The organism is Micromonospora sp. CMU55-4, assembly GCF_011602315.1.
GTDB classification, from domain to species: Bacteria; Actinomycetota; Actinomycetes; order Mycobacteriales; family Micromonosporaceae; genus Micromonospora; species Micromonospora chalcea.
In genome coordinates this window covers 74,790-98,908 of record NZ_JAAOLH010000003.1, presented here as the reverse complement: position 1 = coordinate 98,908, position 24,119 = coordinate 74,790, and the positions used below count along the sequence as shown (strand labels likewise).

Sequence of the window (24,119 nt, the reverse complement as noted above, 5' to 3'; positions counted from 1 at the left end):
CCCCGCACACTGCGGGCGATCAAGGAGACGGTGTGCGCAGATTCGAGTTCGTGGGCGGCGGTTCGGCCAAGTTCTGGGAGGTCGGGCAGCGCGACGCGACGGTGACGGTCCGCTATGGATCCCTCGGCGCGCAGGGCCGCACCCAGGTCAAGGAGCTGGGTTCGCCGGCCGAGGCCGCCGCGCACGCCGACCGGCTGATCGCGGAGAAACTGCGCAAGGGGTACGCCGAGGCGACCGCCGCGCCCTCCGCCGGGCACACCGGCGCGCCGGCCGTCGGGCCGGCCGGGCCGAGCCACGAACCGGAGGCGACCGTCGCCGATCCGGCCGGCGCTGGTTCGGCCGGCAGCGACCGGGCCGGGACGCCGTCGGCCGCGTCGCCCGCCGGCGACCTGCCGGACGAGGACGCGTTCGAGGTCCCGGCCGGCTGGCGACGGATGCTGGCCCCGCGCCGGGGCGGCGCACCGGGCCCGGCCCTGCCCAGCGCCGCGAAGGGGCGGGCCGCCGGGCGGAAGGTGCTGGACTCGGTGGCCGACCAGGTCGCCGCCATCGCCCGGGCCACCACCGACCCGGAGCTGGGTCCGGCGCTGCGCGGCTACCTCGACGGCGAGCCCGGTCCGCTGGGCGGTGCCGCGCTGGTGGCGGCGGTGGCCATGGCGCTCGGCTATCACGGGCGCGACCAGCAAGGGCTGGCCCTCGGCGACCTGCTGGTCGCCGATCTCGGTCCGGCCGGTGCGGCCGTCGCCGCGACCGAGCAGATCACCGTGGCTGCCGCCGGGTCGATGTCCCCGCTGCCGCTGAACCGCATCAGGGCGGAGAAATCGCAGAACTACGGCCACTGGCGGCTTCGCCAGTCCGTGCTGCGCCGGGTCCGCGCCCATCTCGCGGCGGCCGGCGACGACGACTACGCCGCGGCCCGCGCCGCGCTGGTCCCGTACCGGTCCGGGCCGTTGGCGACGCGGGTGGTCACCTCGTTCCTGCTGCCGACCGAGCGGGAGTGGGTGGCCCGGGACGTCGCCGACGTGGCGCGCGACGGGGGCCCGCTGCTCGCCGAGCTGCTGCTGGGCGCGGTCGACGAGGTGGACGCGATCCACGCCCTCAGCGGGCACCTGGCGGTCTACCGGCTGATGTACGACCAGGCGCCGATCGTCACCGCCACCGCGGCGGTCGGGTCGCCGATCGCGCCGCTGCTGACCGAATGGTTCGACCACGAGCACGCCGGCGCGGACGCGCGGCAGCGGCTGGCGTCGCTGCTGGCGGCCCTGCCCGGCGACGAGCCGATGGCGGCGCTGCTCGACCGGCTGGACCGTAGGTACGTGCCGCCCGCGGTGACGGAGATGCTGCGCCGCTTCCCGGTGCGCGGCGTGCGCCTGCTGTCCGCCGCCGCCGAGGGGCGCAGCCCGGCTGCGCGGGAGGCCGCCACGTTGCTGCGCGCCCACGTGCTGGCCAACCCGGCCGCTGTCGAGGCGGCGCTGCCGACGCTGGCCCCGGCGCAGCGGGAGCGGATCGAGCGGATCCACGACGACGCCTCCGCGCTGTCGGCCGCCGGGCCGGACCGGCTGCCGCCGGTGCTGGTGTCCCCGCCCTGGTCGGTCCGCCGCCCACGTTCCGCCCCGCCGGTGGTGGACGGGCTGGCCCGTCCCGCAGGGTCCGCCACGGCCTGGCTGCCGGGCGAGCGGGAGCGGTGGGCCGCGGTGGTGCCCCGCTGGTCCGGCTGGTGGCGGGGTGACGACCTGACCGTGCTGGCCGCCGAGGTCGCCGCCGGGCGAGCCGGATCGTCAGCGGCGATCCACTTCTTCGTCCGGGCCACCGAGGAACTGGCCCGGCCGCTGCTGCCGGCCTGGCGGCCGACCGAGTCCTGGGGCGCCGACGAGTGGATGTCCCGCCTCGCCGGGCGCTACGAGCTGGACGCGCTGCCCACCGCGCTGCACCTGGCCCGTACCGCGCCGAAGAGTGTCGGCGAGGTGCTGCTGCCGTACGCCGACGGCGAGGTCGCCGACCTGATGGCCGACTGGCTCGACCGGCTCAAGACGGCCCGCCCGGTCGCTCGGGCCTGGCTGCGGCGGCACCCGGAGTACGCCGTGCGGGCGCTGCTGCCGGCTGCCCTGGGCGCGCCCGGCCCGCGCCGCCGGGCCGCCGAGCGGGCGCTGCGCCTGGTCGCCGCCGAACACCGCGACACGCTCCTCGGCGTGGCCCGCGAGCACGGCGAGGAGGCGCTCGCCGCCGCCACGGCGATGCTCGACGCGGACCCGCTGGCGCAGCTCCCGGCCCGGGTGCCGAGCCTGCCGGCGTGGCTGGACCCGGCGGTGCTGCCGCAGGTGCTGCTGCGGGACCGTTCGGCGGCGCTGCCCGCCGAGGCGGTACGCCACCTCTGCACGATGCTCGCCATCTCCGCGCCCGGCGAGCCGTACCCGGGGGTGGAGATCGTCCGCACGGCGTGCGACAGCGACTCCCTGGCGGAGTTCGGCTGGGCGCTGTTCGAGAGCTGGCAGGCCGCCGGCGCGCCGTCGAGGGACGGCTGGGCGTTCACCGCGCTGGGGCTGCTCGGCGACGACTCGACCGCGCGGCGGCTCGCGCCGTTGGTCCGGGCCTGGCCGGGTGAGAGCCAGCACGCCCGGGCGGTGACCGGCCTGGAGGTGCTGGCGCAGATCGGCACCGACGTGGCGCTGATGCACCTGTACGGCATCTCGCAGAAGGTGAAGTTCCGCGGCCTGCGGGAGCAGGCGGCCCGCAAGGTCACCGAGGTCGCCGACGGGCTGGGGCTGACGCCCGAGCAGCTCGGCGACCGGCTGGTGCCCGACCTCGGGCTGGACGCCGACGGCAGTCTGGTCCTCGACTACGGGCCGCGCCGGTTCACCGTCGGCTTCGACGAGCAGCTCAAGCCGTACGTGGTGGACGGCGCCGGCGCCCGCCGCAAGGACCTGCCCAAGCCCGGCGCCCGGGACGACGCCACGCTCGCGCCCGCCGCGCACAAGCGCTTCGCCGGCCTGAAGAAGGACGTGCGCACGCTCGCCGCCGATCAGATCCGCCGCTTCGAGACGGCCATGGTGACCGGGCGGCGCTGGCCGGCCACGGACTTCCGCCGCTACTTCCTGTCCCACCCGCTGCTGTGGCACGTCGTGCGCCGGCTGGTCTGGGCCACTGTGGACGACGCCGGTCAGGTGGTCACCGCGTTCCGGGTCGCCGAGGACCGCACGCTCGCCGACGCCGACGACGAGACGTACGCGCTGCCGGATGACGCCACCGTCACCATCGCGCACCCGCTGCGCCTCGGCACGGCGGTGCCGGCCTGGGCGGAGGTCTTCGCCGACTACGAGATCCTCCAGCCGTTCCCGCAGCTCGGCCGCGACGTGCACCGGCTGGACGAGGCCGAGCGCGCGGAGAAGCTGCTGCGGCGGCACGCGGGCGTCACGGTCCCGGCGGGGCGGCTGCTCAGCCTGGAGCGGCGAGGCTGGCGGCGCGGCGACCCGCAGGACGCCGGCATCCAGAGCTGGCTGGAACGCGAGGTCCCCGGCGGCGGGGCGGTGGTGATCGACCTCGACCCCGGCATCGCGGTCGGGATCGTCGACATGTTCCCCGACCAGAAGATCGAGGCGATCTGGGTCAACGACGTGCCGTACGGCGGCTGGTTCCAGCGCGACGGCAAGGTCCGCCTCGGCGACCTGGACGACGTCACCGTCTCCGAGGTGCTGCGCGACCTGGCGGAGGTGACCCGGTGACCGCGCTCGACCCGACCGCCGAGCGGGCCCAGCGGCCTCCGGCCGTCGAGCGAGCGCAGCGGCCCCCGGCCGAGGTGCGGTACGCCGACGAGCTGACCGCGCTGGCCGCGAACGACAGTGACCCGCGCCCGCCGGGCTGGCGGCTGAGCCTGCGCGCCGCGCGCCGGTTCATCCTCGGTGACCCGGCGGCCGGGATCCGGCGCAAGTTCGTCGGCGACCCGTCGCTGATCGACAGGGCGCTGGTGGCGCTGGCGACCAGCCGCGGGCTGATGCTCGTCGGCGAGCCCGGCACCGCCAAGTCGCTGCTGTCGGAGCTGCTCGCGGCCGCGGTCAGCGGCGACTCCACGCTCACCATCCAGGGCGGCGCGGCCACCACCGAGGACCAGATCCGCTACTCGTGGAACTACGCGCTGCTGGTCGCCGACGGCCCGTCGCCGCGCGCGCTGGTGCCGGCGCCGCTGCTGCGCGGCATGGCCGAGGGGCGGATGGTCCGCTTCGAGGAGATCACCCGCTGCCCGCTGGAGGTGCAGGACTGCCTGCTCTCCCCGCTGTCGGACCGCGTGCTCGCCATTCCGGAGCTGCCCGGCGCCGACGCCATGGTGTTCGCCCGCGAGGGCTTCAACGTGATCGCCACCGCGAACACCCGGGACCGGGGCGTCAACGAGATGAGCGCCGCGCTGAAGCGGCGGTTCAACTTCGAGACCGTCTTCCCGATCCCCGACCTCGGCACCGAGCTGGAACTGGTGGAGGCCGAGGCGGGCGAGTTGCTGCGCCGCTCCGGCGTGACCGCGCCGCCCCGCCGGGACCTGCTGGAGGTGCTGGTCACCACGTTCCGGGAGCTGCGGACCGGGATCACCGAACGCGGCGACGCGATGGAGCGGCTGTCGGCGGTGATGAGCACCGCCGAGGCGGTGTCGGTGGCGCACGCGGTCGGGCTGCGCGGCTGGTTCCTGCGCGGCGAGCCCGGCGACGCCGCCGACCTGGTCGCCTGCCTGGCCGGCACCGCCGCGAAGGACGACGCGGAGGACCTGGCCCGGCTGCGTCGCTACCTGGAACAGCAGGTGTCCCGCCGCTCCGGCGCGCAGTGGCGGGCGGTGCACGACGCCCGGCACCTGCTGCCCGGGTGAGCACCGTCGAGGCGCCCGGCGGCGTCACCTTCCTCGGCGTCCGGCATCACAGCCCGGCCTGCGCCCGGCTGGTCGCGGCCACGGTGGCGCGGCTGCGCCCGGCGTACGTGCTGGTGGAGGGGCCGGCGGACCTGAACGGGCGGATGGACGAGTTGCTGGGAGACCACGAGCTGCCGATCGCCGTGTTCACCGCCTACCGCGACGGCAACCGGCGGCACGTCTCCTGGAGCCCGTTCTGCGCGTACTCGCCGGAGTGGGTGGCGCTGACCGCCGGCCGTGAGGTGGGCGCGCAGCTGCGCTTCATCGACCTGCCCGCGTGGCATCCCGCGCTGTCCGGCCGCGCCAACCGGTACGCCGACGCCGACCAGCGGTACGCCGAGGCGGTACGCCGGCTCTGCGCCACCCTCGCCGTGGACAACGTGGACGCGCTCTGGGACCACCTGTTCGAGATCGGCCCGGACGACGGGCTGGCCGAGCGCCTCGACACGTACTTCGACGTGCTGCGCGGCGAGTCCGCGGCCGGGGCGGACGACACGGCCCGGGAGGCGTACATGGCCCGCTGGGTACGCGCCGCCCGCCGCCGGGCCGCCGGCCGCCCGGTGCTGGTGGTGACCGGCGGCTTCCACCGTCCCGCCCTGGTCCGGCTCACCGCCGGGGCGGGGGACGACGGACCGGAGGACGAGGACTGGCCGGAGGTGCCCGCCCCGGCTCCGGACGCGGTGGCGGGCAGCTACCTCGTGCCGTACTCGTTCCGGCGCCTCGACGCGTTCGTCGGCTACCAGTCCGGGATGCCGTCCCCGGCGTACTACCAGCGGGTCTGGGAGGACGGGCCGCGCCGGGCCGCGGAGGCGCTCACCGAGGCGGTGGCGGCCCGGCTGCGTGCCCGGCGGCAGCCCGTCTCCACCGCCGACCTGATCGCCGCCCGGACGATGGCCGGCGGCCTGGCCCGGCTGCGCGGCCACGCCCACCCGGGCCGGGTCGACGTGCTCGACGCTCTGGTGTCCGCGCTGGTCACCGACGCGCTCGACCAGCCGCTGCCGTGGGCGACCCGGGGCACCCTCGCGCCCGGCGCGCACCCGGTGGTGGTGGAGATGGTCGCAGCGCTCAGCGGCGACCAGGTCGGCCGCCTGCACCCGGACACGCCACTTCCGCCGCTCGTGCACGACGTCGACGCCGAGCTGGCACGGCACCGGATCGATCCGCAGGAGACGGTCGAGCTGGACCTGACAGTCTCCGGCGACCTGGCCCGCAGCCGCCTGCTGCACCGGCTGCGGCTGCTCGACGTACCCGGTCACAGCCGCGAGAGCGGCCCCCGGGTGGGCGCGGACGCGCTGCTCACCGAACGCTGGACGCCCGCGCCGTCGGCGGACCGGCTCGCCCGGGTGATCGAGGCCGGTGGGTACGGGCCGACCGTCACCGACGCCGTCACCGCCCGGATCGAGGAGCGGATGACGCTGCTCGGCGCCGACGTCGACGCGCTCGCCACGACGCTGTTCGACACCGCGCTGGCCGGGCTTTCCGAGCATTCCACCCGCACGCTCACCGCGATCACCCGCGCCACCGGCACGGTCACCGACCTGCGGGCGCTGGGCCGGGCGCTCGCCGTCGCGCTGGCGCTGTGGCGGCACGACCGGCTCCTCGGCAGCGCCGGAACCGCACCGCTGGGCGCGCTGATCACCGCCGCCGTACGCCGGGCGCTCTGGCTCGTCGAGGGCGTGCGGGCCACGGCCGCGCCGGCCGACCCGGGACGGCTGGCCGCGCTCGTCGCGGTCCGGGACGCGATCCGCCACGCCGGTCCCGCGCTCGGGCTCGACCGGGACGGCGCGCTCGCGGTGGCCGGGCGGGTCGCCGCCGACGCGGCGGCCCCGCCGGACCTGCGCGGCGCGGCGCTGGGCCTGGCCTGGTCGCTGGGCGACGTGCCGGACGCCGCCCGCGCGGTCCGGGCCGTGGCCGCGCCGGACACGCTCGGTGACTGGCTGTCCGGGTTGTTCGCGCTGGCCCGCGAGGAGGTGGTGGCCGGCGACGCCGCGCTGCTCACGGTCGTCGACGAGCTGCTGGCCGGGATGGGCGCGCACGACTTCCTGGTGGCGTTGCCCGCGCTGCGGCAGGCGTTCGGCTGGTTCCCGCCCCGGGAGCGGGCGGAGGTGGCCCGGCACGTGCAGGCGCTGCACGGCGGCGACGCGCCGCCCGGTGACCTGCTGCGGCTGGACGCCGACCCGCTGCTGGTGGCCGCCGCCCGCGCGGTGGAGGAGCGGGTCGACGCGGTGCTGGCCCGGGAAGGGCTGTGGGAGGGGGAGCGGGCGTGACGGACCCGATGCGGGAACGCTGGCGGCTGGTGCTCGGCGACGCCGCGCAGGACAGCCTGGGCGGTCTGTCGGCGGAGGCGGCCGGCCGGGACGCGGCGCTGGACTGGCTCTACGGCCGCGACGCCGACCTCGGCCGCCGCGACGTGCGGCGCGGCGGGTCCGGCCCGTCCGTGCTGACCACTGTGGACTGGCTGGACGGGATCACCCGGCTGTTCCCGAAGGAGACGGTGCAGCGGCTGGAACGCGACGCGGTCGAGCGGTACGGCATCCACGAGGTCGTCACCGACCCGGCGGTGCTGGCCCGGGTCGAGCCGAACCCGGCGCTGCTGCGCGCGGTGCTACGCACCAAGCACCTGATGGACCCGGAGGTGCTGCGCCTGGCCCGCAAGCTGGTCGAGGCGGTGGTGCGGCAACTGGTCGAGCGGCTGGCCGCCGAGGTACGGCAGTCGTTCTCCGGGCCCCGGGCGCGACGACCCAGCCGGTTCCGGCAGGCCCGCAACTTCGACGTCCGGCGCACCATCCGGGCGAACCTGGCGCACTGGCGGCCGGACGAGCGCCGGCTGCACGTACGGCAGCCGCACTTCTTCTCCCGTACCCGCCGCCACCTGGACCGCTGGCAGGTGATCCTGCTGGTGGACCAGTCCGGTTCGATGCTCGGCTCGGTGATCCACGCTGCGGTGACCGCCGCCTGCCTGTGGGGGCTGCCGGGCGTGCGCACCCACCTGGTCGCGTTCGACACCGACGTGGTCGACCTGACCTCCGACGTCGACGACCCGGTGGAGCTGCTGATGAAGGTGCAGCTCGGCGGCGGCACCGACATCGCCCGCGCGGTCGCGTACGGCGCGCAGCTCGTGGAGAACCCGCGCCGGGCGATCGTCGCGCTGGTGTCCGACTTCTACGAGGGAGGGAACGCCGGACGTCTGGTCCGGTCGGTGCAGCAGCTCGTGGAGCAGGGCACGCACGTGCTCGCGCTCGCCGCGCTGGACGAGGAGGCCGACCCGGCGTACGACCGGGCCACCGCGCAGCGGCTGGCCGACGTGGGCGCCGCGGTGGGCGCGATGACGCCGGGCGAGCTGGCCGCGTTCGTGGCCGAGCACGTGGGCCGGTAGGGGGACCGGATGACCCGTGACGACCTGATCGCGCTCACCCCGGACGTGCTGGCCGCGCTGAGCAACAGGGGCCTGGTGAAGCGCGCCACCAGGGAGGTCGACGCCGGTGAGCGGCCGGTGCTCACCGAGGACGCCGACGGCGCGGTTCGCGCCGCGTACCCGGACGGGGTGACCGTCACGCTGCCCGTGGGTGGCGGCCTCGCGGCCGGGATCTGCTCCTGCCCGGCGCCCGGCGTGTGCCGGCACCTGCTCTCCGTCGTGCTGACCTACCAGCGCACGCACGCCGACGCCCCGGCCCGCGAGGCCACGCCGGACGGGGAGGCCGCCTTGGACGGGGAGGCCGCCCCGGACACGGATGCCGCGCCGGGCCGGGACGACGCCGGGGTCCCTGCCGAGCCGTGGCGGTGGTCGCCGGGCGACGTCACCGACGAGGAACTGGCCGCCGCGATCAACGCCCCGGCGCTCGCCGCCGCGAAGCGACGGCTGCGCCGCGGCTACACCGCCGTGGTCCACCGGCCGGACGCCGCCGACCCGGTCCCGCGCGTGGAGCTGCCCACCGGCACGGTCCGGTTCCTCGTGCCCCGCCAGATCGGGTACGCGCGCGGCGACGCCGCCGACGACGGCGGAGAGTCGATCGCGCTCGCCGTGTGGGCGTGCCGGGCGGCCGACCGGGAACACCCGGACCGTCCCGAGGCGCAGGTACGCGTCGGCGGACCGGCCACCGTGACGGATCACCCGGCGCTGGACGCGGCGGTGGCGCTGGCCGCCGACGTGCTGCTGACCGGCGTCGCGCACCTGGGCTCCGGCGTGGACGCCCGGCTCGCGGCGGCCCGGCGGGACCTCGACGCGGCCGGTCTGCGCTGGCCGCTGCTCGCCGTGGAGGACCTGGCCGGGCAACTGGAGGCGTACGCCGCGCGCGGCGCCCGGTACCGGCCGGAGACCCTCGCCGACCTGCTCGCCGAGCTGCCCGCGCGGCGGCGCGCGGTGGTCAACGCCGGGGCCACCCCGCCGGAGCGGGTACTCGGCACCCACGAGCCGGCGGAGACGCCGCTGCGGCGGGTACGGCTGACCGGCCTCGGCGCCCGGGTCCGGTCCAGCGGCGGCGAGGTGGGCGTGGACGTGGTGCTCGCCCACCCGGCCGCCGTCTCGGTGCTGGTGCTGCGCCGCGCCTACCCGGTCACCGGCGACGACCCGCCCACCGGGCGCGAGCTGGCCGGGCGGCGGATCACCGGCGCCACGCTCGGCGCGCTCGCCGGCGGCAACGTGGTCTCCGAGTCGGCGGTGCGCAGCGCCGCGCACCAGCTCCGGTTCGCCGCCGGCCGGCTGGCCCGCACCACTGTCACGCCCGGCGCGGGGGACTGGTCCGGTCTGCCGCCGGGCCTGCTCGCCCGCGACCCGGACGCGCTCGCCGCCGAGCTGGCCGGACGGCCGCCCCGGTTGCTGCGCCCCCGGACCGCCGCCGAGTCGGTGCGGGTGCTCGCGCTCGGCGAGGTCCGCGCCATCGGGTACGCGGCCGGCGAACAGCGCCTGCACGCCACGGTGACCGGGGTCGACGGCGGCACGGCGACCGTCACCGCCACTCACCACGCCGCCGCCCCGGGTGCACTCGACGCGCTCGCGGCGGCACTGGACGGCACACACGGGCCGCCGCGCTACGTCAGCGGGACAGTCCGCCGGGGCGCCGACGGACTCGTCGTCGAGCCGCTGGCGGTGGTCGCCGACACTGTGGTCGTACCCGATCTGGCGCCTGGGGTAGGTGACGGGCGGCTGGCCGGCGCGGTCGACGCCCGGCCCGACCCGGTCGCCGCGGCGCTGGGTGCGGCGGCGGCGCTGCTCGCGCAGGCCGCGCACACCGGCCTGCGGCACCTGCCGGCCGCCTTCCCGGAGCGGTTGCGCGCGACGGCGGCCGGGCTCGCCGCGGTCGGCCTGGACCGCTGCGGCGCGACAGTGTCCGGCCTGGCCGGCGCGCTCGGCGCCGACCCCGGCGAACCGGCGGTACGGGCCTGGGTGGACGCCTGGATCCGGCTGTCGGTCACCGGGGAGTCCCGGTGAGCCGGTCCCCACGCCCGGCCAGGATCGCTACGGTGTGACGGTGGCGACCACGGCGGCGCAGGAGATCCAGGTGGGGGAGCGGCTGGTCCGCGTCTCCAGCCCCGACAAGCCCTACTTCCCGGAGCGCGGGCTGACCAAGCTGGACGTGGTCAACTACTTCCTGTCCGTCGGCGACGGCATCCTGCGCGCGCTGCGGGACCGGCCGACCATGCTGGAACGCTGGCCGCGCGGCGTGTTCGAGGGCGCCAAGGTGGCCACCCGGCAGACCAACAAGGGCGACGCGTTCTACCAGAAGCGGCTTCCGGCCGGCGCGCCCGACTGGGTGCGCACCGCGCACATCACGTTCCCCAGCGGCCGTACCGCCGACGAGGTGGCCCCGAGCGAGCTGGCCGTGGTGATCTGGGCGGCCAACCTGGGCACGCTGCGGTTCCACCCGTGGCCGGTGTCGAAGGGCGACGTGGAACGCCCCGACCAGCTGCGCATCGACCTCGACCCGATGCCGGGTGTCGACTTCGCGCAGGTGGTGCCGGTGGCGCACGAGGTACGCGCGTTCCTGACGGAGCTGGGCCTGGAGGGCTACCCGAAGACCACCGGCGGGCGCGGCATCCACGTGTACGTCTCGATCGAGCCGCGCTGGAGCTTCGGCGAGTGCCGGCGTGCGGTGCTCGCGCTGGGCCGGGAGATGCAGCGCCGCCTGCCCGACCTGGTCACCACCACCTGGTGGCGCGACCAGCGGGACCGGCCGGTCTTCGTCGACTACAACCAGATGGCCCGCGACCACACCATGACCTCGGCGTACTCGATCCGGCCGACCCCCGCGGCGCTGGTCTCGGCGCCGCTGGACTGGTCCGAGCTGGACGACGCCCGCCCGGAGGACTTCGACGTGCTCAGCATGCCCGCGCGGTTCGCCGACCGCGGCGACCCGCACGCCGGGCTGGACGGGCGGCGGTACTCGCTGGAACCCCTGCTGGAGCGGGCCGACGCCGAAGGGCTGGAGTCGCCGCCGGAACGCTGAGGCGGTCAGTCCCAGGGGCTCTGCGTGCCGTCGAACTCCTCGAACACCAGCCAGGTGCGCGTCGACAGCACCCCGGCGATGCTCTGCACCCGGTCCAGCACCACGTCCCGCAACGTCGCGTTGTCCGGCGCCCGGACCAGCGCGAGGACGTCGTGCTCGCCGCTGAGCAGCGCCGCGTGCTCGATGTAGCGCACCCGGGCCAGCTCGGCGGAGACCTCCCGCCAGGTGTTCTGCTCGATGGTCAGCGCGATGTACGCCGACGTGCCCAGCCCGGCCGGCTCCGGCGCGACCCGCGCGGTGAACCCGGTCAGCACGCCGTCGCGCAGCAGCCGCTCCACCCGGGCGTACGCGTTGGTACGCGAGACGTGCACCCGTTCGGCCAGCGTACGGATGGACGTGCGGGCGTCACGGACCAGCTCGCGCAGGATCCGCCGATCCACCTCGTCCAACGGCCCGGCCGAACGTCCCGTTCCGCCCGCCGCGCCCGGTGTGGTGCCGGTCTCCTGGCTCACCGCAGCCGCCCTCCCGTGCCATTCGTCCCGCGTTCATCCCGCATGTTGAGTCAATCATCCACGACCGGGAGCATAGGGCCACCACACGTCCAGGAGGTCCCCGCCGTGACGACCACACCCCAGGCGGTCCGCAGGGCATCCCCGCGCACCCGCCGGAAGACCACCCAGGCCGCACCCGACCCGTCGGCCGGCTTCATGCCGCAGCGGGAACCGGTCCGGCTGCTCGAACCCGACGGGACCCCGCTGCCGGCCCGCGACGACTACCCGGAGCCGCCGGTCGAGACGCTGCGCGAGATGTACCGGCGGATGGTCGTGGGCCGCCGCTTCGACGTGCAGGCCACCGCGCTCACCAAGCAGGGCCGCCTCGCCGTCTACCCGTCCGCGCGCGGCCAGGAGGCGTGCCAGATCGGCGGCGTGCTCGCGCTGCGCGAGGACGACTGGGTGTTCCCCACGTACCGCGAGTCGATGGCGCTGACCGCGCGCGGCCTCGACCCGGTCGAGGTGCTCACGCTGCTGCGCGGCGACTGGCACTGCGGGTACGACCCGGCCGCCACCCGCACCGCGCCGCAGTGCACCCCGCTCGCCACCCAGTGCGTGCACGCCGCCGGGCTGGCCTACGGCGAGTCGTACCAGGGCCGCGACACCGTGGCGCTGGCGTTCATCGGCGACGGCGCCACCAGCGAGGGCGACTTCCACGAGGGCATCAACTTCGCCGCCGTGTTCAAGGCGCCCGTCGTCTACCTGGTGCAGAACAACAAGTACGCGATCAGCGTGCCGCTGTCCCGGCAGACCGCCGCGCCGAGCCTCGCGTACAAGGGCGTCGGCTACGGCGTACCCAGCGAGCAGGTCGACGGCAACGACCCGGTCGCCGTGCTCGCGGTGCTGGAGCGCGCCGTCGCGCACGCCCGCGCCGGCAAGGGCCCCTACCTGGTCGAGGCGCACACCTACCGGATGGAACCGCACACCAACGCCGACGACCAGACCCGCTACCGCGACGCCGACGAGGTCGAGGCGTGGCGCGACCGCGACCCGATCGCCCGGCTCGAGGCGTACCTGCGGGCCAAGGGCGTCCTCGACGACGCCGCCGTCGCGGCGATCGCCGAGGAGGCCGAGGAGTACGCCGCGGCGCTGCGCCGCCGGATGGACGACCAGCCCACGGTGGACCCGCTGAGCCTGTTCGACCACGTGTACGCCGAACCGACGCCGCAACTCGTCGAGCAGCGCGAGATGGTCCGGGCCGAGCTGGCCGCCGACGCGGAGGGGGACGCCTGATGGCCACCATGACCATGGCGAAGGCGCTCAACGCGGCGCTCGCCGACGCGATGCTCGACGACGAGCGGGTGGTCGTCTTCGGTGAGGACGTCGGCCAGCTCGGCGGCGTCTTCCGGATCACCGACGGGCTGCAGGCCCGGTTCGGCGACAAGCGCTGCTTCGACACCCCGCTCGCCGAGGCCGGCATCGTCGGGTTCGCCGTCGGTCTGGCCATGTCCGGGCTGCGGCCGGTCGTGGAGATGCAGTTCGACGCGTTCGCCTACCCGGCGTTCGAGCAGATCGCCTCGCACGTGGCGAAGCTGCGCAACCGCACCCGCGGCGCGTTGAGCGTGCCGATCGTCATCCGCGTGCCGTACGCCGGTGGCATCGGCGGCGTGGAGCACCACTGCGACTCGTCCGAGGCGTACTACGCGCACACACCCGGCCTGAAGGTGGTCACGCCCGCGACCGTGGACGACGCGTACTCGCTGCTGCGCGCCGCCATCGACGACCCCGACCCGGTGGTGTTCCTGGAGCCCAAGAAGCTCTACTTCACCAGCGCCGAGGCGGAGCTGCCGGCCCGTACCGCGCCGATCGGCAGCGCCGTGGTGCGCCGCCCCGGCACCGACGCGACGCTTATCGCGTACGGGCCGGCGGTGCCTGTGGCGCTGGCCGCCGCCGAGGCCGCCCGCGAGGAGGGCTGGGACCTGGAGGTGGTCGACGTGCGCAGCATCGTGCCGTTCGACGACGCCACGGTCACCGCCTCGGTACGCCGTACCGGCCGGTGCGTGGTGATCCAGGAGGCGCAGGGCTTCGCCGGTGTCGGCGCGGAGATCGCCGCGCGGGTGCAGGAGCGCTGCTTCCATGCCCTGCACGCGCCGGTGCTGCGGGTGTCCGGGCTGGACATCCCGTACCCGGCGCCGATGCTGGAGCACACCCACCTGCCCTCGGTCGACCGGGTGCTGGACACCGTGGCCCGCCTGCAGTGGGACGACCAGCCCGACACGAGGTGGGTGGCGGCATGACCGAACGCACCGAGCGGAGCGAGGGCCGTGAGGGCATGCCCGGCCGGCACGGCATGACCGAACGCACCGAGCGGAGCGAGGGCCGTGAGGGCATGCCCAACCAGCGCGGCATGAGCACGGCTGTGGGGACCCGCGACTTCCTCCTGCCCGACCTCGGGGAAGGGCTGAGCGAGGCGGAGATCGTCGAGTGGCGGGTGGCCGTGGGCGACGTGGTCACCGTGGACCAGAGCGTGGTCGAGGTGGAGACCGCCAAGGCCGTCGTCGACGTGCCGTGCCCGTACGCCGGACGGGTCGTGGCCCTGCACGGCGCGGCCGGTGAGGTACGCCCGGTCGGTCAGCCGCTGATCACCATCGCCCCGCTCGACGACGCCCCCGACCCGCACGCCACCTACCGCGAGGAGGAGCGGGCCGGGTCCGGAAACGTCCTGATCGGCTACGGCACCGGCCACGGCGGCTCGGGCCGGCGGCGGCGTCGGCCGCGTCTGGCGCTCGCTCCCGAGGCCGCGCCGGCGTCGGTCGACCCGGCTCGGGCCGGCGGACCGGCGGCGGCGCCGCTTGTCATCTCGCCGATCGTGCGGCGGCTGGCCAAGGAGCACGGCATCGACCTGGCGTCGCTGCGCGGCACCGGGCCGGGCGGCGTGATCCGCCGGGCTGACCTGGACGCCGCCGTGGCCGCTGCTGCTCCGGCGGCCCGGCTGGCCGCGGTGCCGGACGCCCCGGCCGCCCACGTCGGGCTCGCCCCGGCCGGCGACGGTGACATGGTCATCCCGCTCACCGGCATCCGCAAGGTGATCGCCGACAAGCTCTCCCGCAGCCGCCGGGAGATCCCGGAGGTGACCATCTGGGTCGACGTGGACGCCACCGGCCTGCTGGAGACGCGCGCCGCGATCAACGCCGCCACGCCGGAGGCGCCGGTGAGCATCCTGGCCCTGCTGGCCCGGATCTGCCTCAGCGGCCTGCGGAAGTATCCGCAGCTCAACGCGCACGTCGACACCGAGGGGCAGCGGATCATCCAGTCCGCGGGCGTGCACCTGGGCATCGCCGCGCAGACCGACAGGGGCCTGGTCGTGCCGGTGCTGCGTGACGCGCAGCGGCTGACCACCCGGGAGCTGGCCGCCGCGCTCGCCGAGACCACCGCGGCGGCCCGGGCCGGCACGCTGCCCCCGGCACGGCTGACCGGCGGGACATTCACGCTCAACAACTACGGCGTGTTCGGCGTCGACGGCTCGACGCCGATCATCAACCATCCGGAGGCGGCGCTGCTCGGCGTCGGCCGGATCGTGGACAAGCCGTGGGTGGTGGACGGGCAGCTCGCCGTCCGCAAGGTGACCCAGATCAGCCTCACCTTCGACCACCGGGTCTGCGACGGCGGGGTGGCGGGCGGCTTCCTGCGCCACGTCGCCGACTGCGTCGAGCAGCCCGCCCTCCTGGTCGCCAACGTCTGACCGGTCAGGCTCCCGGCCCCGGCCCTCCCCACGGAGGTCCGGGGCCGCGCCGCGTCCCCGCCCCCGCTCCCCGCCCCGGGCTCCCCGTCCCCCGCTCGCGATCTTGCACTTGCGGCCCTCGACGTGCCCGATTCGCACCCTTCTCCGGAGCCGCAACTGCAAGATCGCCGCGGCGGCGCGGGTGACGCGAGCGAGGGAGTCCAGCGCTGGCCGTCTTGCGGGACCCTTGTTCCGGTGGGTGGGATCGGTCGAGATCTTGGTAGCAAAGTGCCCCTATGGAGGCCGTTTCGTACCAAGATCTCGCCGGGTCGGAACCTCACGCCGCCCCTTCTTCGTCGATCATGAGGTTGACGGGGATGAAACGGACATCGTGTGCCGTCAACTTCATGATCGACGGACCCGGGGGCGGCCGGGCAGTAGGTGAGGGGGAACCGGGCGGAGGGCGCGTGCGGCGCAAGCGGGGACGGGAATTACCTGTCCGGCACGATTCTCCGCAGCCTTTTCCGAGCAATTCCGCCGAAGGTGCCACGGCGTGATCCCGGGCCTACAGAATGTGGGCGAGAGGGTTCGGAAATGGGGGGCGAAATATGTTTGCGAGGCGCCGACTGACGCTTTTCGCGATGACTGTCGCAGCCGCGCCGCTGGCGGTCGGCGCGTGCACCGCCGGCCCGAAGTCGGTGGCGAAACAGGCCGAGGCGTCGCCGCCGTCGGTCACCGTGACACCCGCCGATCGCACGAAGAACGTGCCGATCAGCGCGGAGGTGGGCACGAAGGTCAGCAACGGCAAGGTGACAGCCGTCAAGCTGACCGACGACAAGGGCAACGCCGTACCGGCCCAGCCGCGCGAGGACGGCTCCGGCTGGGTGCCGGACCGTCCGCTGGCCAATTCCCGGACGTACACGGCGGAGGTGACCGCGACCGGCGATTCGGGGAAGACCGCCACGCAGAAGACGACGTTCACGACGATGGCCAAATCCACCAAACCGGCCGTCACCAGCGAATTGTATTTCCGGCCGAATCAGACGTACGGGACGGCGATGCCGGTGGTGCTCGGATTCGACCCGCCGATTCCGAAGGAGGCCCGCGCGGACGTGCAGCGCCGGCTGTTCGTGAAGACCGACCCGCCGCAGCCGGGCACCTGGTCGTGGGTGGCCGACGGCAAGCAGGCCGAGTACCGGGCGCCGGACCGCTGGAAGCCGGGCACGACGATCAGCGTGCGCAGCGCGTTGCAGGGGCTGCCCATCGGCAAGGAGGCGATCGGCGACTCCGACCGGGTCGCGACCGCCAAGGTCGGCCGGCAGGTGACGCTCGACATCGACAACGGGACCAAGCAGATGACCGTCTACGAGGACGGCAAGGTGCTCAAGAAGATCCCGGTCAGTCTCGGCAAGGAGAGCACGCCGACGTCCAGCGGCACCATGGTGATCATGGAGAAGCACGAGCACACCACGTTCGACACCCGGGGTGAGCCAAACGGCGGCTACGTGGTCGACGTGGACGACGCCCAGCGGCTGACCTGGGGCGGCGAGTTCATCCACTCCGCGCCGTGGTCGGAGGGGGAGCAGGGCTACACCAACACCTCGCACGGCTGCACGAACGTGTCGGCCACGGCCGCGGACTGGCTCATGGGCGTCACGCAGGTCGGTGACCTGGTGACAGTGCGGGGCACCGAGGTGAAGCTCGACCAGGGCAACGGCTTCACCGCCTGGAACGTCAGCTGGGACGAGTTCGCCAAGGGCAGCGCGCTGCCCGTACCGGCGGGGCTGAAGCCCACGCAGAGCGCCACGCCGCACCCGGGCGCGGTGGCCGGCGGGTCGGCGCCGGCGCCGGCGCCGTCGCGGAGCAACAGCGGCGGCTGAACCTGGGGAGGAACGGCCCAGGGGCCGGCCCGCGTCGCGCGGGCCGGCCCCGTGCCGTGCTCAGTCCAGGTCGACGCGGGCCACCCCGGCCGCGGTCAGGCTGCCGAGCCAGAGCCGGCGGCCGTGCTGCCGCACGCCGGTGACCATCGGGTACGCCCCGCTGGGGCCGTGCAGCGTCCGCAGCACCCGCCCCGTGCCGTCAACGAGCGCGACCAGCCCGTAGCGGCGCGGCCGGGGCTGCACCGCGCCGGGCAGCAGCGCGACGAGCTGGCGGACGCGCGGATGCGGCAGCAGCCGTTCCATCGCCGCCAGCCGGGGGCTGGGCAACGCGACCCAGTACGTCCCGTCACCCACCGCGGAGATGTTGTCCGGGTACGCCGGGAGGTCGGTCAGCACCGTGGCCCGCCCGCCCGGCAGGTCGATCCGGAGCAGCCGGTGGGTGGCGGTCTCGGCGAGCATCAGCGCCGACTCGTCCGGGGTGAGCGCCAGCCCGTTGGGGAAGTAGAGCCCGTCGGCCACCACGTCGGTGCGCCCGGTGCGCCTGTCGTAGGCCAGCACCCGCCCGTTGGGCCGGTGCTCCAGCAGGTCCCGCTTCCAGTGCGACAGCGGGAAGCGGTCGGAGGAGTCGGTGAAGTAGACGGTGCCGTCGCTCGCGACCGCCGCGTTGTCGGCCAGGTGCACCGGCGGGGCGGTCCCGGTCAGCTCGTGCACCGCGCCGGCGGGGTCGACCCGCAGCAGTCCCCGGTACGCGTCGCAGACGAGCAGCCCGCCGTCGACCGGGTCCCGTTCGATGCCCAGCGGCCGTCCGCCGGTCTCGGCCAGAAGCGTGGGCCGGGTGCCGGCCGGCGCGTCGGCGGGCCACCACCAGAGCCGGCCGTCCTCGTCGCCGCTGACCACCCGGCCGTCGGCGTCGACCACCACGTCCTCCGGCCCGTGCCCGCCGGCCGGCAACGGCAGCAGGTCGGCCCGGTCGAGCCGGGTGTCGGCGGGCGTCCAGGGCCCGGTCAGCGGCGGCGGCACGGTCGCCGGCTCGCGGACCGGCCGGATCAGCAGGGGCGCACGCGGGCGGGGGACGGCCATCGGCTCATTGTGGCCCGGCGGCGTCGCGAAGGGCAGTGCCCGACGGCGTTTCGCGCCCGTGGCGCGGCGGCTGCGGGATGACCCTGAGACGGCTCGGGGTCGGTTCCCGGACAGTACCCGGAACCCCCGCCGCGAGGCCCGGAAATGTCGGTGGGGCCGGGTAGGTTTGGCCGCATGGTACACAGCGTTGAGCGCTTCCACGTGGCGATGGACGTGCACGATCACGTGGTCGAGCTGCGTCCGGTCGGCGAGATCGACATCGCCACCGTGACGGCGTTCCGGGCCGCGCTCTGGGCCGCGCCGGCGCGGCCGGTGCTGCGGGTCGACCTGTCGGGTGTGCGGCTGCTGTCCGCCGCCGGGGTCCGCGCGCTCGTCGCCACCCACCTGCGGGTCCGGGCCCGCGGTGGCGAGCTGGTGCTCGTCGACCCCGACCCGGTGGTGGCCCGGGTGCTGCGGGTGACCGGCCTGCACCGGGTGCTCCCGGTGCGCTGCTCCGACCGCTCGCAGGACGTGCCGAGCCGTGCCCACGACCGGTCCGGCCGCACCCACGAGATGGTGGCGTGCGCGGCCTGAACGGGAGCGGGCCGCCGGGCACACGACGGGCCGCCGGCGCGAGTGCCGACGGCCCGACGTGAACGGCGCTGCGCTCAGCGCACGCCGAGCAGGTCCACCACGAAGACGAGCGTCTCGTTCGGCTTGATGACGCCGCCGGCGCCGCGGGCGCCGTAGCCCAGGTGCGGCGGGATGGTGAGCTTGCGCCGGCCGCCGACCTTCATGCCGACGACGCCCTGGTCCCAGCCGGCGATGACCTGGCCGCCGCCGAGCGGGAACTCGAACGTCTCACCCCGGTTCCACGAGGCGTCGAACTCGCGGCCGTTCGAGTGGGCCACGCCCACGTAGTGCACGCTCACCAGTTGGCCCGGGCGGGCCTCCGGGCCGTCGCCGACGGTGATGTCCTCGACGACCAGATCCGCGGGCGGCGCGCCCTCGATCGGGCCGACCTGGGGCTTGTCCATGAACGGTCTCCTCGGTGCTGACGGTGTGGTCACCGTCGATCCTGCCGGATCGCGACCGGCCGATACGCGCCGGTCCCCGCACACCGGCGTGGCGGGGACACGAGAAGGGGGCGGGCGCCGCCTGTCGGCGACGCCCGCCCCGCAGCGGGCTGGTTCACTTCAGCCAGGGGAGACGCTGGACCAGGGGGAGCTTCGCCCAGATCCGGCCGAGGCCGAGGGTGTTGCCGGCGCCCACCAGGGCGAGACCGGCCAACAGGCCCGCGTAGATGAGGTGGTCGTCCATGAAGGGGTTGTTCGCCGGGGGCAGCACGGCCGTCCACATCAGGACCAGGAGCAGTCCGCCGGCCACGGCGGCGATCCGGATGCCGATGCCGAGCATCAGCGCGACACCGATGCCGAGCAGGCCGAGCATGAACAGCGTGTCCGCCCAGGCCGCGCCGGCGATGTTCCGGTAGAGGTCCGCGAACGGGCCCTCGACCGCGTTGCCCAGGAAGCCCTTGGTCGGGCTGCCGCCGTTGATCCAGGCGTTCTTCGCCGCGGTCTCGTGGCCGAGGCCGAACATCTTGTCGAGGAAGGCCCAGAGGAAGATCCAGCCCAGCGCGAGCCGCAGGCCGGCCCACACGTACCGGGTGGCCTTCTGCCGGGTGGTCTCGATGTGCGCCGCCGGAGCGGTGGTGGCGGCGGGGGTCCGCTTGACGGCGGGGGTCCGCTCGATTGTCGCGGTCATGGTCTCCACGTCCCTTCCTGTGCCTCGCACCGCGCTTCCCGGTGGCACATTCATTCCACCGCCGAGCCGCCTCCCGGAGCAGGGCCGACCGGTGCCCTGATGACCGGGTCTTTGGTCCCGTCCGTACCCGGTCCGGTCGGCCCCTCCCCGCCGGTCCGCCGCCCCTGACCAGGGCGTTTGCGGCGGCCTATCGTCGCAGGTGAAGGCCCGGTACGAGGAGGTCGTGATGAGGACGTGGCAGGTGGCCGACGTGATGACCAGGGACGTCGCGGCGGTGACGGAGCAGACCCCGTACCGCGAGATCGTCGACGTGCTGGTGCGTAAGCGGATCAGCGGCGTGCCGGTGGTCGACTCGTTCCACCGGGTGCTCGGCGTGATCTCCGAGGCGGACCTGCTGCACAAGGTGGAGCGGGCCGGTCACCCGGACGAGCGCCGGGTGTTCGAGGGGCGGCGGCGCCGTACCGCCCGGGAGAAGGCCGACGCGCTGGTGGCCGGGGACCTGATGACCGCACCGGCGGTCACCACCCACGAGCGCGCCTCGCTGGCCGCGACGGCCCGGCTGATGGACCGCGAGGCGGTCAAGCGGGTGCCGGTGCTGGACGACCTGGGCCGGCTGTCCGGCATCGTCACCCGTGGTGACCTGCTCCGGGTGCACCTGCGTACCGACGCGGAGATCCGCGAGGAGGTGGTGCACGAGGTGCTGCGCCGGGTGCTGTCGGTCCGCGACGGCCTGGTCACGGTGCAGGTCCGCGGCGGCGAGGTCACCATGGACGGTCGGCTGGACCGGCGCAGCGCCGTCGAGCTCGCCGGTCGCCTGGCCGGACAGGTCGCGGGCGTGGTCGCCGTGCACAACGCGATCGGGTACGACCTGGACGACACCACGCTGATGGAGCTGGACCCGGTGCACGCCACCCCGGTTGCCTGAGCGTGCCGGCGCGGTCAGGCGGTGGCGCTCGCGAGCTGGGCGGCGAGCAGCGCCGGGGCCTCGGCCAGCGACGGGCCGTACCAGGTGAGGTGCCGGCCGGACACCAGCGCCGCCGGCACCCCCGGGAACGCCTCCGGCCCGTCGTCGGCGGTGAACCGGTACGGCTCGTCGGGCAGCACCACCAGCTCCGGTGACCGGGCGCGCAGCTCGTCGAGAGCGGGCCGGGGATAGCGTTCCGCGTCCCCGGCCCAGCCGTTCACCACGCCGAGCCGGGCCAGCACGTCCCCGGCGAACGTGTCCCGGCCGAGCACCACCCACGGGCGCCGCCACACCGGCACCACAGCGGTGCGGACGCGCGCCGGCGTGCCCAGGGCCGCCCAGGCGCGACGGGCTGCCGTCAGCCACGGCGGCTCGGCCGGCGCGCCGAGCGCGACCACCAGCTCGCCGAGCTGGTCGAGCGCCTCCGGCACGGTACGCGGGAACGTGACCCGCACCGGCGCCCCGGCCGCGCGCAACGCCTCGGCGTCGGCCAGCCGGTTCTCCTCCTCGTTGAGCAGCACCAGATCCGGTTTGAGGGCGAGCACCCGGTCCAGGTCCGGATACTTCGTCCCGCCGACCCGGGCGACGTCCAGCCCGGCCGGATGGGTGCACCAGTCGGTCGCCCCGACCAGCACCTCCGGGCGGGTGGCCGCCACCGCCTCGGTCAGCGACGGCACCAGCGACACCACCCGCACGGCGTGTTCTCCCCTCGTACCGCGGATCAGCGGGCCGGCGCGGTCGCGGCGTCGGCCGTCTCCGGCGGCAGGCCCGCCACCGGCAGGCCCTTGCGGGCCGCCCAGTCGACGGCGGCGCGCAGGTCCGCGGTGGGCAGCGGCCGCCGGGTGCTCACCCCGACCGCCGCGTGCATCGTGTAAACCAGGAACGGGTACGACTTGGCGAGCGCGGCGATCGCGTCGTGCAGGCGGCGCACCACCTCGAGCGCGGCCGGCTCGTCCAGCCCGGGCAGCAGGAGCTGGTACTCGTTCTCGGCGACCCGCAGCGCGCGGTCGACCGGGCGCAGCGCGCCGGTGACGGCGGCGAGCACGGCATGGCCCTCCCGGGCGCCGTTGCGCCGGCCGAATCGTTCCGGCGAGCCGGGCGGCTCGTCCACCCGCAGGCCGACCAGCGCCACCGGCAGCGTGCCCGAGGCGGTCACCCCGTCCATGCCGGCCCACCGGCGCAGGCCCGGCTCGTCGAGGAACGCCTCGGCCGGCTGGACCGGCGGCGTGACCCGGTCGGCGCGGCGGGCCAGCAGCCGCAGCGCCGCCTCGGCGCGCGGCTCGCCCGGTCCGGCCGGGATGTCGCGCACCCGGGCGATCGCCTCGTCCAGCGCCGTGCGCGCCTCGGCGGGCAGCCGCTCGGCGAGTTGTTCGCGCAGCCGGATGGCCTCGTGCAGCGCCTCGTCCCGGCGGAATCCCCAGCGGCCGTCGAAGAGCCGGCCGGCTTCCAGCGTCGGCGCGGGCGTCGCCTCGGCGCGGTCGTGGGCCACGAGGGTGGCGCCGAACCGGGGGCTCAGCACCACCACGCTCCACTCGCGGGCCAGCTCCTCCGCCTCGTCGAGCGTCACGCCGTACGTGCGCTCGGGCAGGTCGGGCGGCGGGCCGCCGACCATCGCCACCACCGTCGCCGCGGCGCGGCCGGCGATGCGCCGGTAGACCTCGCGCTCCCGGTCGAAGTACGGCAGCCGCTGGAACAGGGCGAACACGATCAGCGGGCCGTCCTCGGCCTCGGCGAGCGCGGCCCGCTCGATGGCGTGGGAGAGGGCGACGAGACTGCGTTTGGTGAACTGCTCCGGGGTCCGTCCGCTGTGCACGGGCAGAGCCTAGAGGCACGGACGCGGCTGCGCACCGGTCGGCGGGCCCCGGCGTGCTCCACCGCACCGCCGGGGCGGACGCCCGACGCCCTACACTCGGGCGTCGACCGGACGACGGGGGGCGGGGCGAGATGACGAACACCGGCAGCGTGACCGCCTCCTGGCTGCGGCCGGTCCCGTCCGGCGCGACGCCGTGCCTGACCCGCCACGGGCACGTCGGGTACGCCGGCCGGCGGCTCGGCGATCTGGTGCAGGGCCGTCCGCCGGGGGTCACCGGCAACCAGTGGAGCACGGCCGGGCGGGCGCCGCTGGACCTGGTGGTCGGCGCCGCCGACACCGGCCTGCCGCGCTTCGCGGTGCGGTTCACCGCGCCCGCGTCCGACGGGTCGCCCGCCCGCCGGGAGGAACGGCTGACCGACGCGGTGTCCGCCGCCGTCGGCCTGCCGCTGCTGCGGGTCGAGTCACCGACGCTGCGCGGCGCCGATCACGTCCGCCGCTTCGTCGAGTACGTCCTGGACGCGCGGGCCTACGCCGAGGGCACCGACCCGGACGCCGGGGACGCGGTCGGCTTCCGGGACATCATCGGCCGGCTGCCGGACGGCCGGCGTGGACCGGTGAACGACCTCGGGGCGCTCGCGCGGGTCGAGGCGGTCGAGGCGTACGTGGCCGGCCGGCTCGCCGACCCGATCGTGCGCGGGCTGCACGTGCGCTGGACCGGCGGCCCGGCGGAGGGCTGGTGCTGGGTCGAGGTGCGGCCCGGCGGCTGCCTGCTGGAGCGGGTACGGCTGACGTCGCGGGGATTCTCCTGCGGCGTGGACCCGGGCCGGCTCGCCGAGGACCTGGCCGCGATGGCGCTGGGGGAGCGACTGCGCGATCTCGACGCCGCCGGGGCGTCCCTGGTGGACCGGGAGGAGCTTCGCGGTCGGGTGCGCGCGCTCGCGGCCCGGCGGGACTCCTTCGACGGCGGCTTCGCCTTCGACCACCTCTGCGCGGACTGAATCCTTCCTGGCCGCGGCGCCGAGCCGGCCCCGGCCCGGCACGTCCCGATTTTTTTCGATCTCCGGTTGAACCTTCGCCGACGGCGCTCCGTACCTCATCGGGA

19 protein-coding genes are annotated in these 24,119 nt (G+C 75.5%); 13 read left to right on the top strand and 6 right to left on the bottom strand.

The genetic code is table 11. The annotated features are described in order from the left end of the window. Positions 1–32 precede the first annotated feature (32 nt). Genes HA073_RS06590 through HA073_RS06565 form a run of 6 tightly spaced genes read left to right on the top strand, consistent with a single transcriptional unit; the run spans position 33 to position 11,325 of the window. Entirely contained in the window at positions 33–3,716 is a 3,684-nt protein-coding gene (locus tag HA073_RS06590) for a DUF4132 domain-containing protein (protein WP_166455903.1), read from the top strand. Further along, a complete protein-coding gene (locus tag HA073_RS06585; protein WP_166455902.1) occupies positions 3,713–4,843 on the top strand; it encodes an AAA family ATPase in 1,131 nt (376 codons plus the stop codon). Before HA073_RS06590 ends, HA073_RS06585 begins: the two co-directional genes overlap by 4 nt. Then, positions 4,840–7,149: a DUF5682 family protein gene (locus HA073_RS06580; RefSeq protein WP_166455901.1), complete on the top strand. Its 2,310-nt coding sequence runs from the start codon at positions 4,840–4,842 to the stop codon at positions 7,147–7,149. Before HA073_RS06585 ends, HA073_RS06580 begins: the two co-directional genes overlap by 4 nt. Continuing rightward, a complete protein-coding gene (locus HA073_RS06575) occupies positions 7,146–8,258 on the top strand; it encodes a VWA domain-containing protein (RefSeq protein ID WP_069088567.1) in 1,113 nt (370 codons plus the stop codon). Before HA073_RS06580 ends, HA073_RS06575 begins: the two co-directional genes overlap by 4 nt. 9 nt (positions 8,259–8,267) lie before the next feature. Continuing rightward, positions 8,268–10,310, top strand: coding sequence for a hypothetical protein (locus tag HA073_RS06570; RefSeq protein ID WP_166455900.1), 2,043 nt, complete (start codon positions 8,268–8,270; stop codon positions 10,308–10,310). Between the two features lie 34 nt (positions 10,311–10,344). Then, positions 10,345–11,325 (top strand): DNA polymerase domain-containing protein, encoded by a 981-nt coding sequence (locus HA073_RS06565; protein ID WP_064445786.1) that lies wholly within the window; start codon positions 10,345–10,347, stop codon positions 11,323–11,325. A gap of 5 nt (positions 11,326–11,330) precedes the next feature. Here HA073_RS06565 and HA073_RS06560 read toward each other — a convergent pair whose 3' ends face one another. Then, positions 11,331–11,837, bottom strand: a complete 507-nt coding sequence (locus tag HA073_RS06560; protein ID WP_030499924.1) for an Lrp/AsnC family transcriptional regulator — start codon at positions 11,835–11,837, stop codon at positions 11,331–11,333. Between the two features lie 72 nt (positions 11,838–11,909). Here HA073_RS06560 and pdhA point away from each other — a divergent pair, with 72 nt between their 5' ends. The 4 genes from pdhA to HA073_RS06540 all read left to right on the top strand — a co-directional run bounded on the left by pdhA (position 11,910) and on the right by HA073_RS06540 (position 17,417). Further along, positions 11,910–13,109: a pyruvate dehydrogenase (acetyl-transferring) E1 component subunit alpha gene (gene pdhA / locus HA073_RS06555; protein WP_166456104.1), complete on the top strand. Its 1,200-nt coding sequence runs from the start codon at positions 11,910–11,912 to the stop codon at positions 13,107–13,109. After that, positions 13,109–14,113, top strand: coding sequence for an alpha-ketoacid dehydrogenase subunit beta (locus tag HA073_RS06550; RefSeq protein WP_069088570.1), 1,005 nt, complete (start codon positions 13,109–13,111; stop codon positions 14,111–14,113). The genes pdhA and HA073_RS06550 overlap by 1 nt, the downstream gene beginning before the upstream one ends. Before the next feature lie 110 nt (positions 14,114–14,223). Then, positions 14,224–15,558 carry a dihydrolipoamide acetyltransferase family protein gene (locus HA073_RS06545; RefSeq protein ID WP_166456105.1) on the top strand — a complete coding sequence of 445 codons (1,335 nt, stop codon included), beginning with the start codon at positions 14,224–14,226 and terminating at the stop codon, positions 15,556–15,558. Positions 15,559–16,145: 587 nt separating this feature from the next. Then, positions 16,146–17,417, top strand: coding sequence for an Ig-like domain-containing protein (locus tag HA073_RS06540; protein WP_064445788.1), 1,272 nt, complete (start codon positions 16,146–16,148; stop codon positions 17,415–17,417). Positions 17,418–17,477: 60 nt separating this feature from the next. Here the strand turns inward: HA073_RS06540 and HA073_RS06535 are convergent, their stop codons facing one another. Continuing rightward, a complete protein-coding gene (locus HA073_RS06535) occupies positions 17,478–18,497 on the bottom strand; it encodes an SMP-30/gluconolactonase/LRE family protein (protein WP_166455899.1) in 1,020 nt (339 codons plus the stop codon). Between the two features lie 174 nt (positions 18,498–18,671). On the opposite strand from HA073_RS06535, the gene HA073_RS06530 reads away from it, so the two are divergent. Next, positions 18,672–19,070, top strand: coding sequence for an STAS domain-containing protein (locus HA073_RS06530; protein WP_083297017.1), 399 nt, complete (start codon positions 18,672–18,674; stop codon positions 19,068–19,070). Between the two features lie 74 nt (positions 19,071–19,144). On the opposite strand, the gene HA073_RS06525 is transcribed toward HA073_RS06530, so the two are convergent. Both HA073_RS06525 and HA073_RS06520 read right to left on the bottom strand, forming a co-directional pair. Then, positions 19,145–19,513 carry an FKBP-type peptidyl-prolyl cis-trans isomerase gene (locus tag HA073_RS06525; protein WP_030499930.1) on the bottom strand — a complete coding sequence of 123 codons (369 nt, stop codon included), beginning with the start codon at positions 19,511–19,513 and terminating at the stop codon, positions 19,145–19,147. 154 nt (positions 19,514–19,667) lie between these two features. Further along, positions 19,668–20,249, bottom strand: a complete 582-nt coding sequence (locus HA073_RS06520; RefSeq protein WP_369799256.1) for a hypothetical protein — start codon at positions 20,247–20,249, stop codon at positions 19,668–19,670. 217 nt (positions 20,250–20,466) lie between these two features. Between HA073_RS06520 and HA073_RS06515 the strand changes: the two genes are divergently transcribed. Next, positions 20,467–21,165, top strand: a complete 699-nt coding sequence (locus HA073_RS06515) for a CBS domain-containing protein (protein ID WP_030499932.1) — start codon at positions 20,467–20,469, stop codon at positions 21,163–21,165. Between the two features lie 14 nt (positions 21,166–21,179). Here the strand turns inward: HA073_RS06515 and HA073_RS06510 are convergent, their stop codons facing one another. Together HA073_RS06510 and HA073_RS06505 are read right to left on the bottom strand one after the other, a co-directional pair. Beyond that, positions 21,180–21,899: a helical backbone metal receptor gene (locus HA073_RS06510; RefSeq protein ID WP_166455898.1), complete on the bottom strand. Its 720-nt coding sequence runs from the start codon at positions 21,897–21,899 to the stop codon at positions 21,180–21,182. Between the two features lie 26 nt (positions 21,900–21,925). Further along, entirely contained in the window at positions 21,926–23,017 is a 1,092-nt protein-coding gene (locus tag HA073_RS06505; RefSeq protein ID WP_043323680.1) for a DICT sensory domain-containing protein, read from the bottom strand. Between the two features lie 131 nt (positions 23,018–23,148). Here HA073_RS06505 and HA073_RS06500 point away from each other — a divergent pair, with 131 nt between their 5' ends. Further along, entirely contained in the window at positions 23,149–24,015 is an 867-nt protein-coding gene (locus HA073_RS06500; RefSeq protein WP_166455897.1) for a hypothetical protein, read from the top strand. Positions 24,016–24,119 lie beyond the last annotated feature (104 nt).

What these genes read in the sequence shown, in the direction of transcription:
- HA073_RS06525 (WP_030499930.1), bottom strand. Translation starts at nt 19,513, where the DNA reads ATGGACAAGCCCCAGGTCGGCCCGATCGAGGGCGCGCCGCCCGCGGAT.
- HA073_RS06530 (WP_083297017.1), top strand. Translation starts at nt 18,672, where the DNA reads ATGGTACACAGCGTTGAGCGCTTCCACGTGGCGATGGACGTGCACGAT.
- HA073_RS06550 (WP_069088570.1), top strand. Translation starts at nt 13,109, where the DNA reads ATGGCCACCATGACCATGGCGAAGGCGCTCAACGCGGCGCTCGCCGAC.
- HA073_RS06540 (WP_064445788.1), top strand. Translation starts at nt 16,146, where the DNA reads ATGTTTGCGAGGCGCCGACTGACGCTTTTCGCGATGACTGTCGCAGCC.
- HA073_RS06545 (WP_166456105.1), top strand. Translation starts at nt 14,224, where the DNA reads ATGAGCACGGCTGTGGGGACCCGCGACTTCCTCCTGCCCGACCTCGGG.
- HA073_RS06570 (WP_166455900.1), top strand. Translation starts at nt 8,268, where the DNA reads ATGACCCGTGACGACCTGATCGCGCTCACCCCGGACGTGCTGGCCGCG.
- HA073_RS06500 (WP_166455897.1), top strand. Translation starts at nt 23,149, where the DNA reads ATGACGAACACCGGCAGCGTGACCGCCTCCTGGCTGCGGCCGGTCCCG.
- HA073_RS06515 (WP_030499932.1), top strand. Translation starts at nt 20,467, where the DNA reads ATGAGGACGTGGCAGGTGGCCGACGTGATGACCAGGGACGTCGCGGCG.
- HA073_RS06535 (WP_166455899.1), bottom strand. Translation starts at nt 18,497, where the DNA reads ATGGCCGTCCCCCGCCCGCGTGCGCCCCTGCTGATCCGGCCGGTCCGC.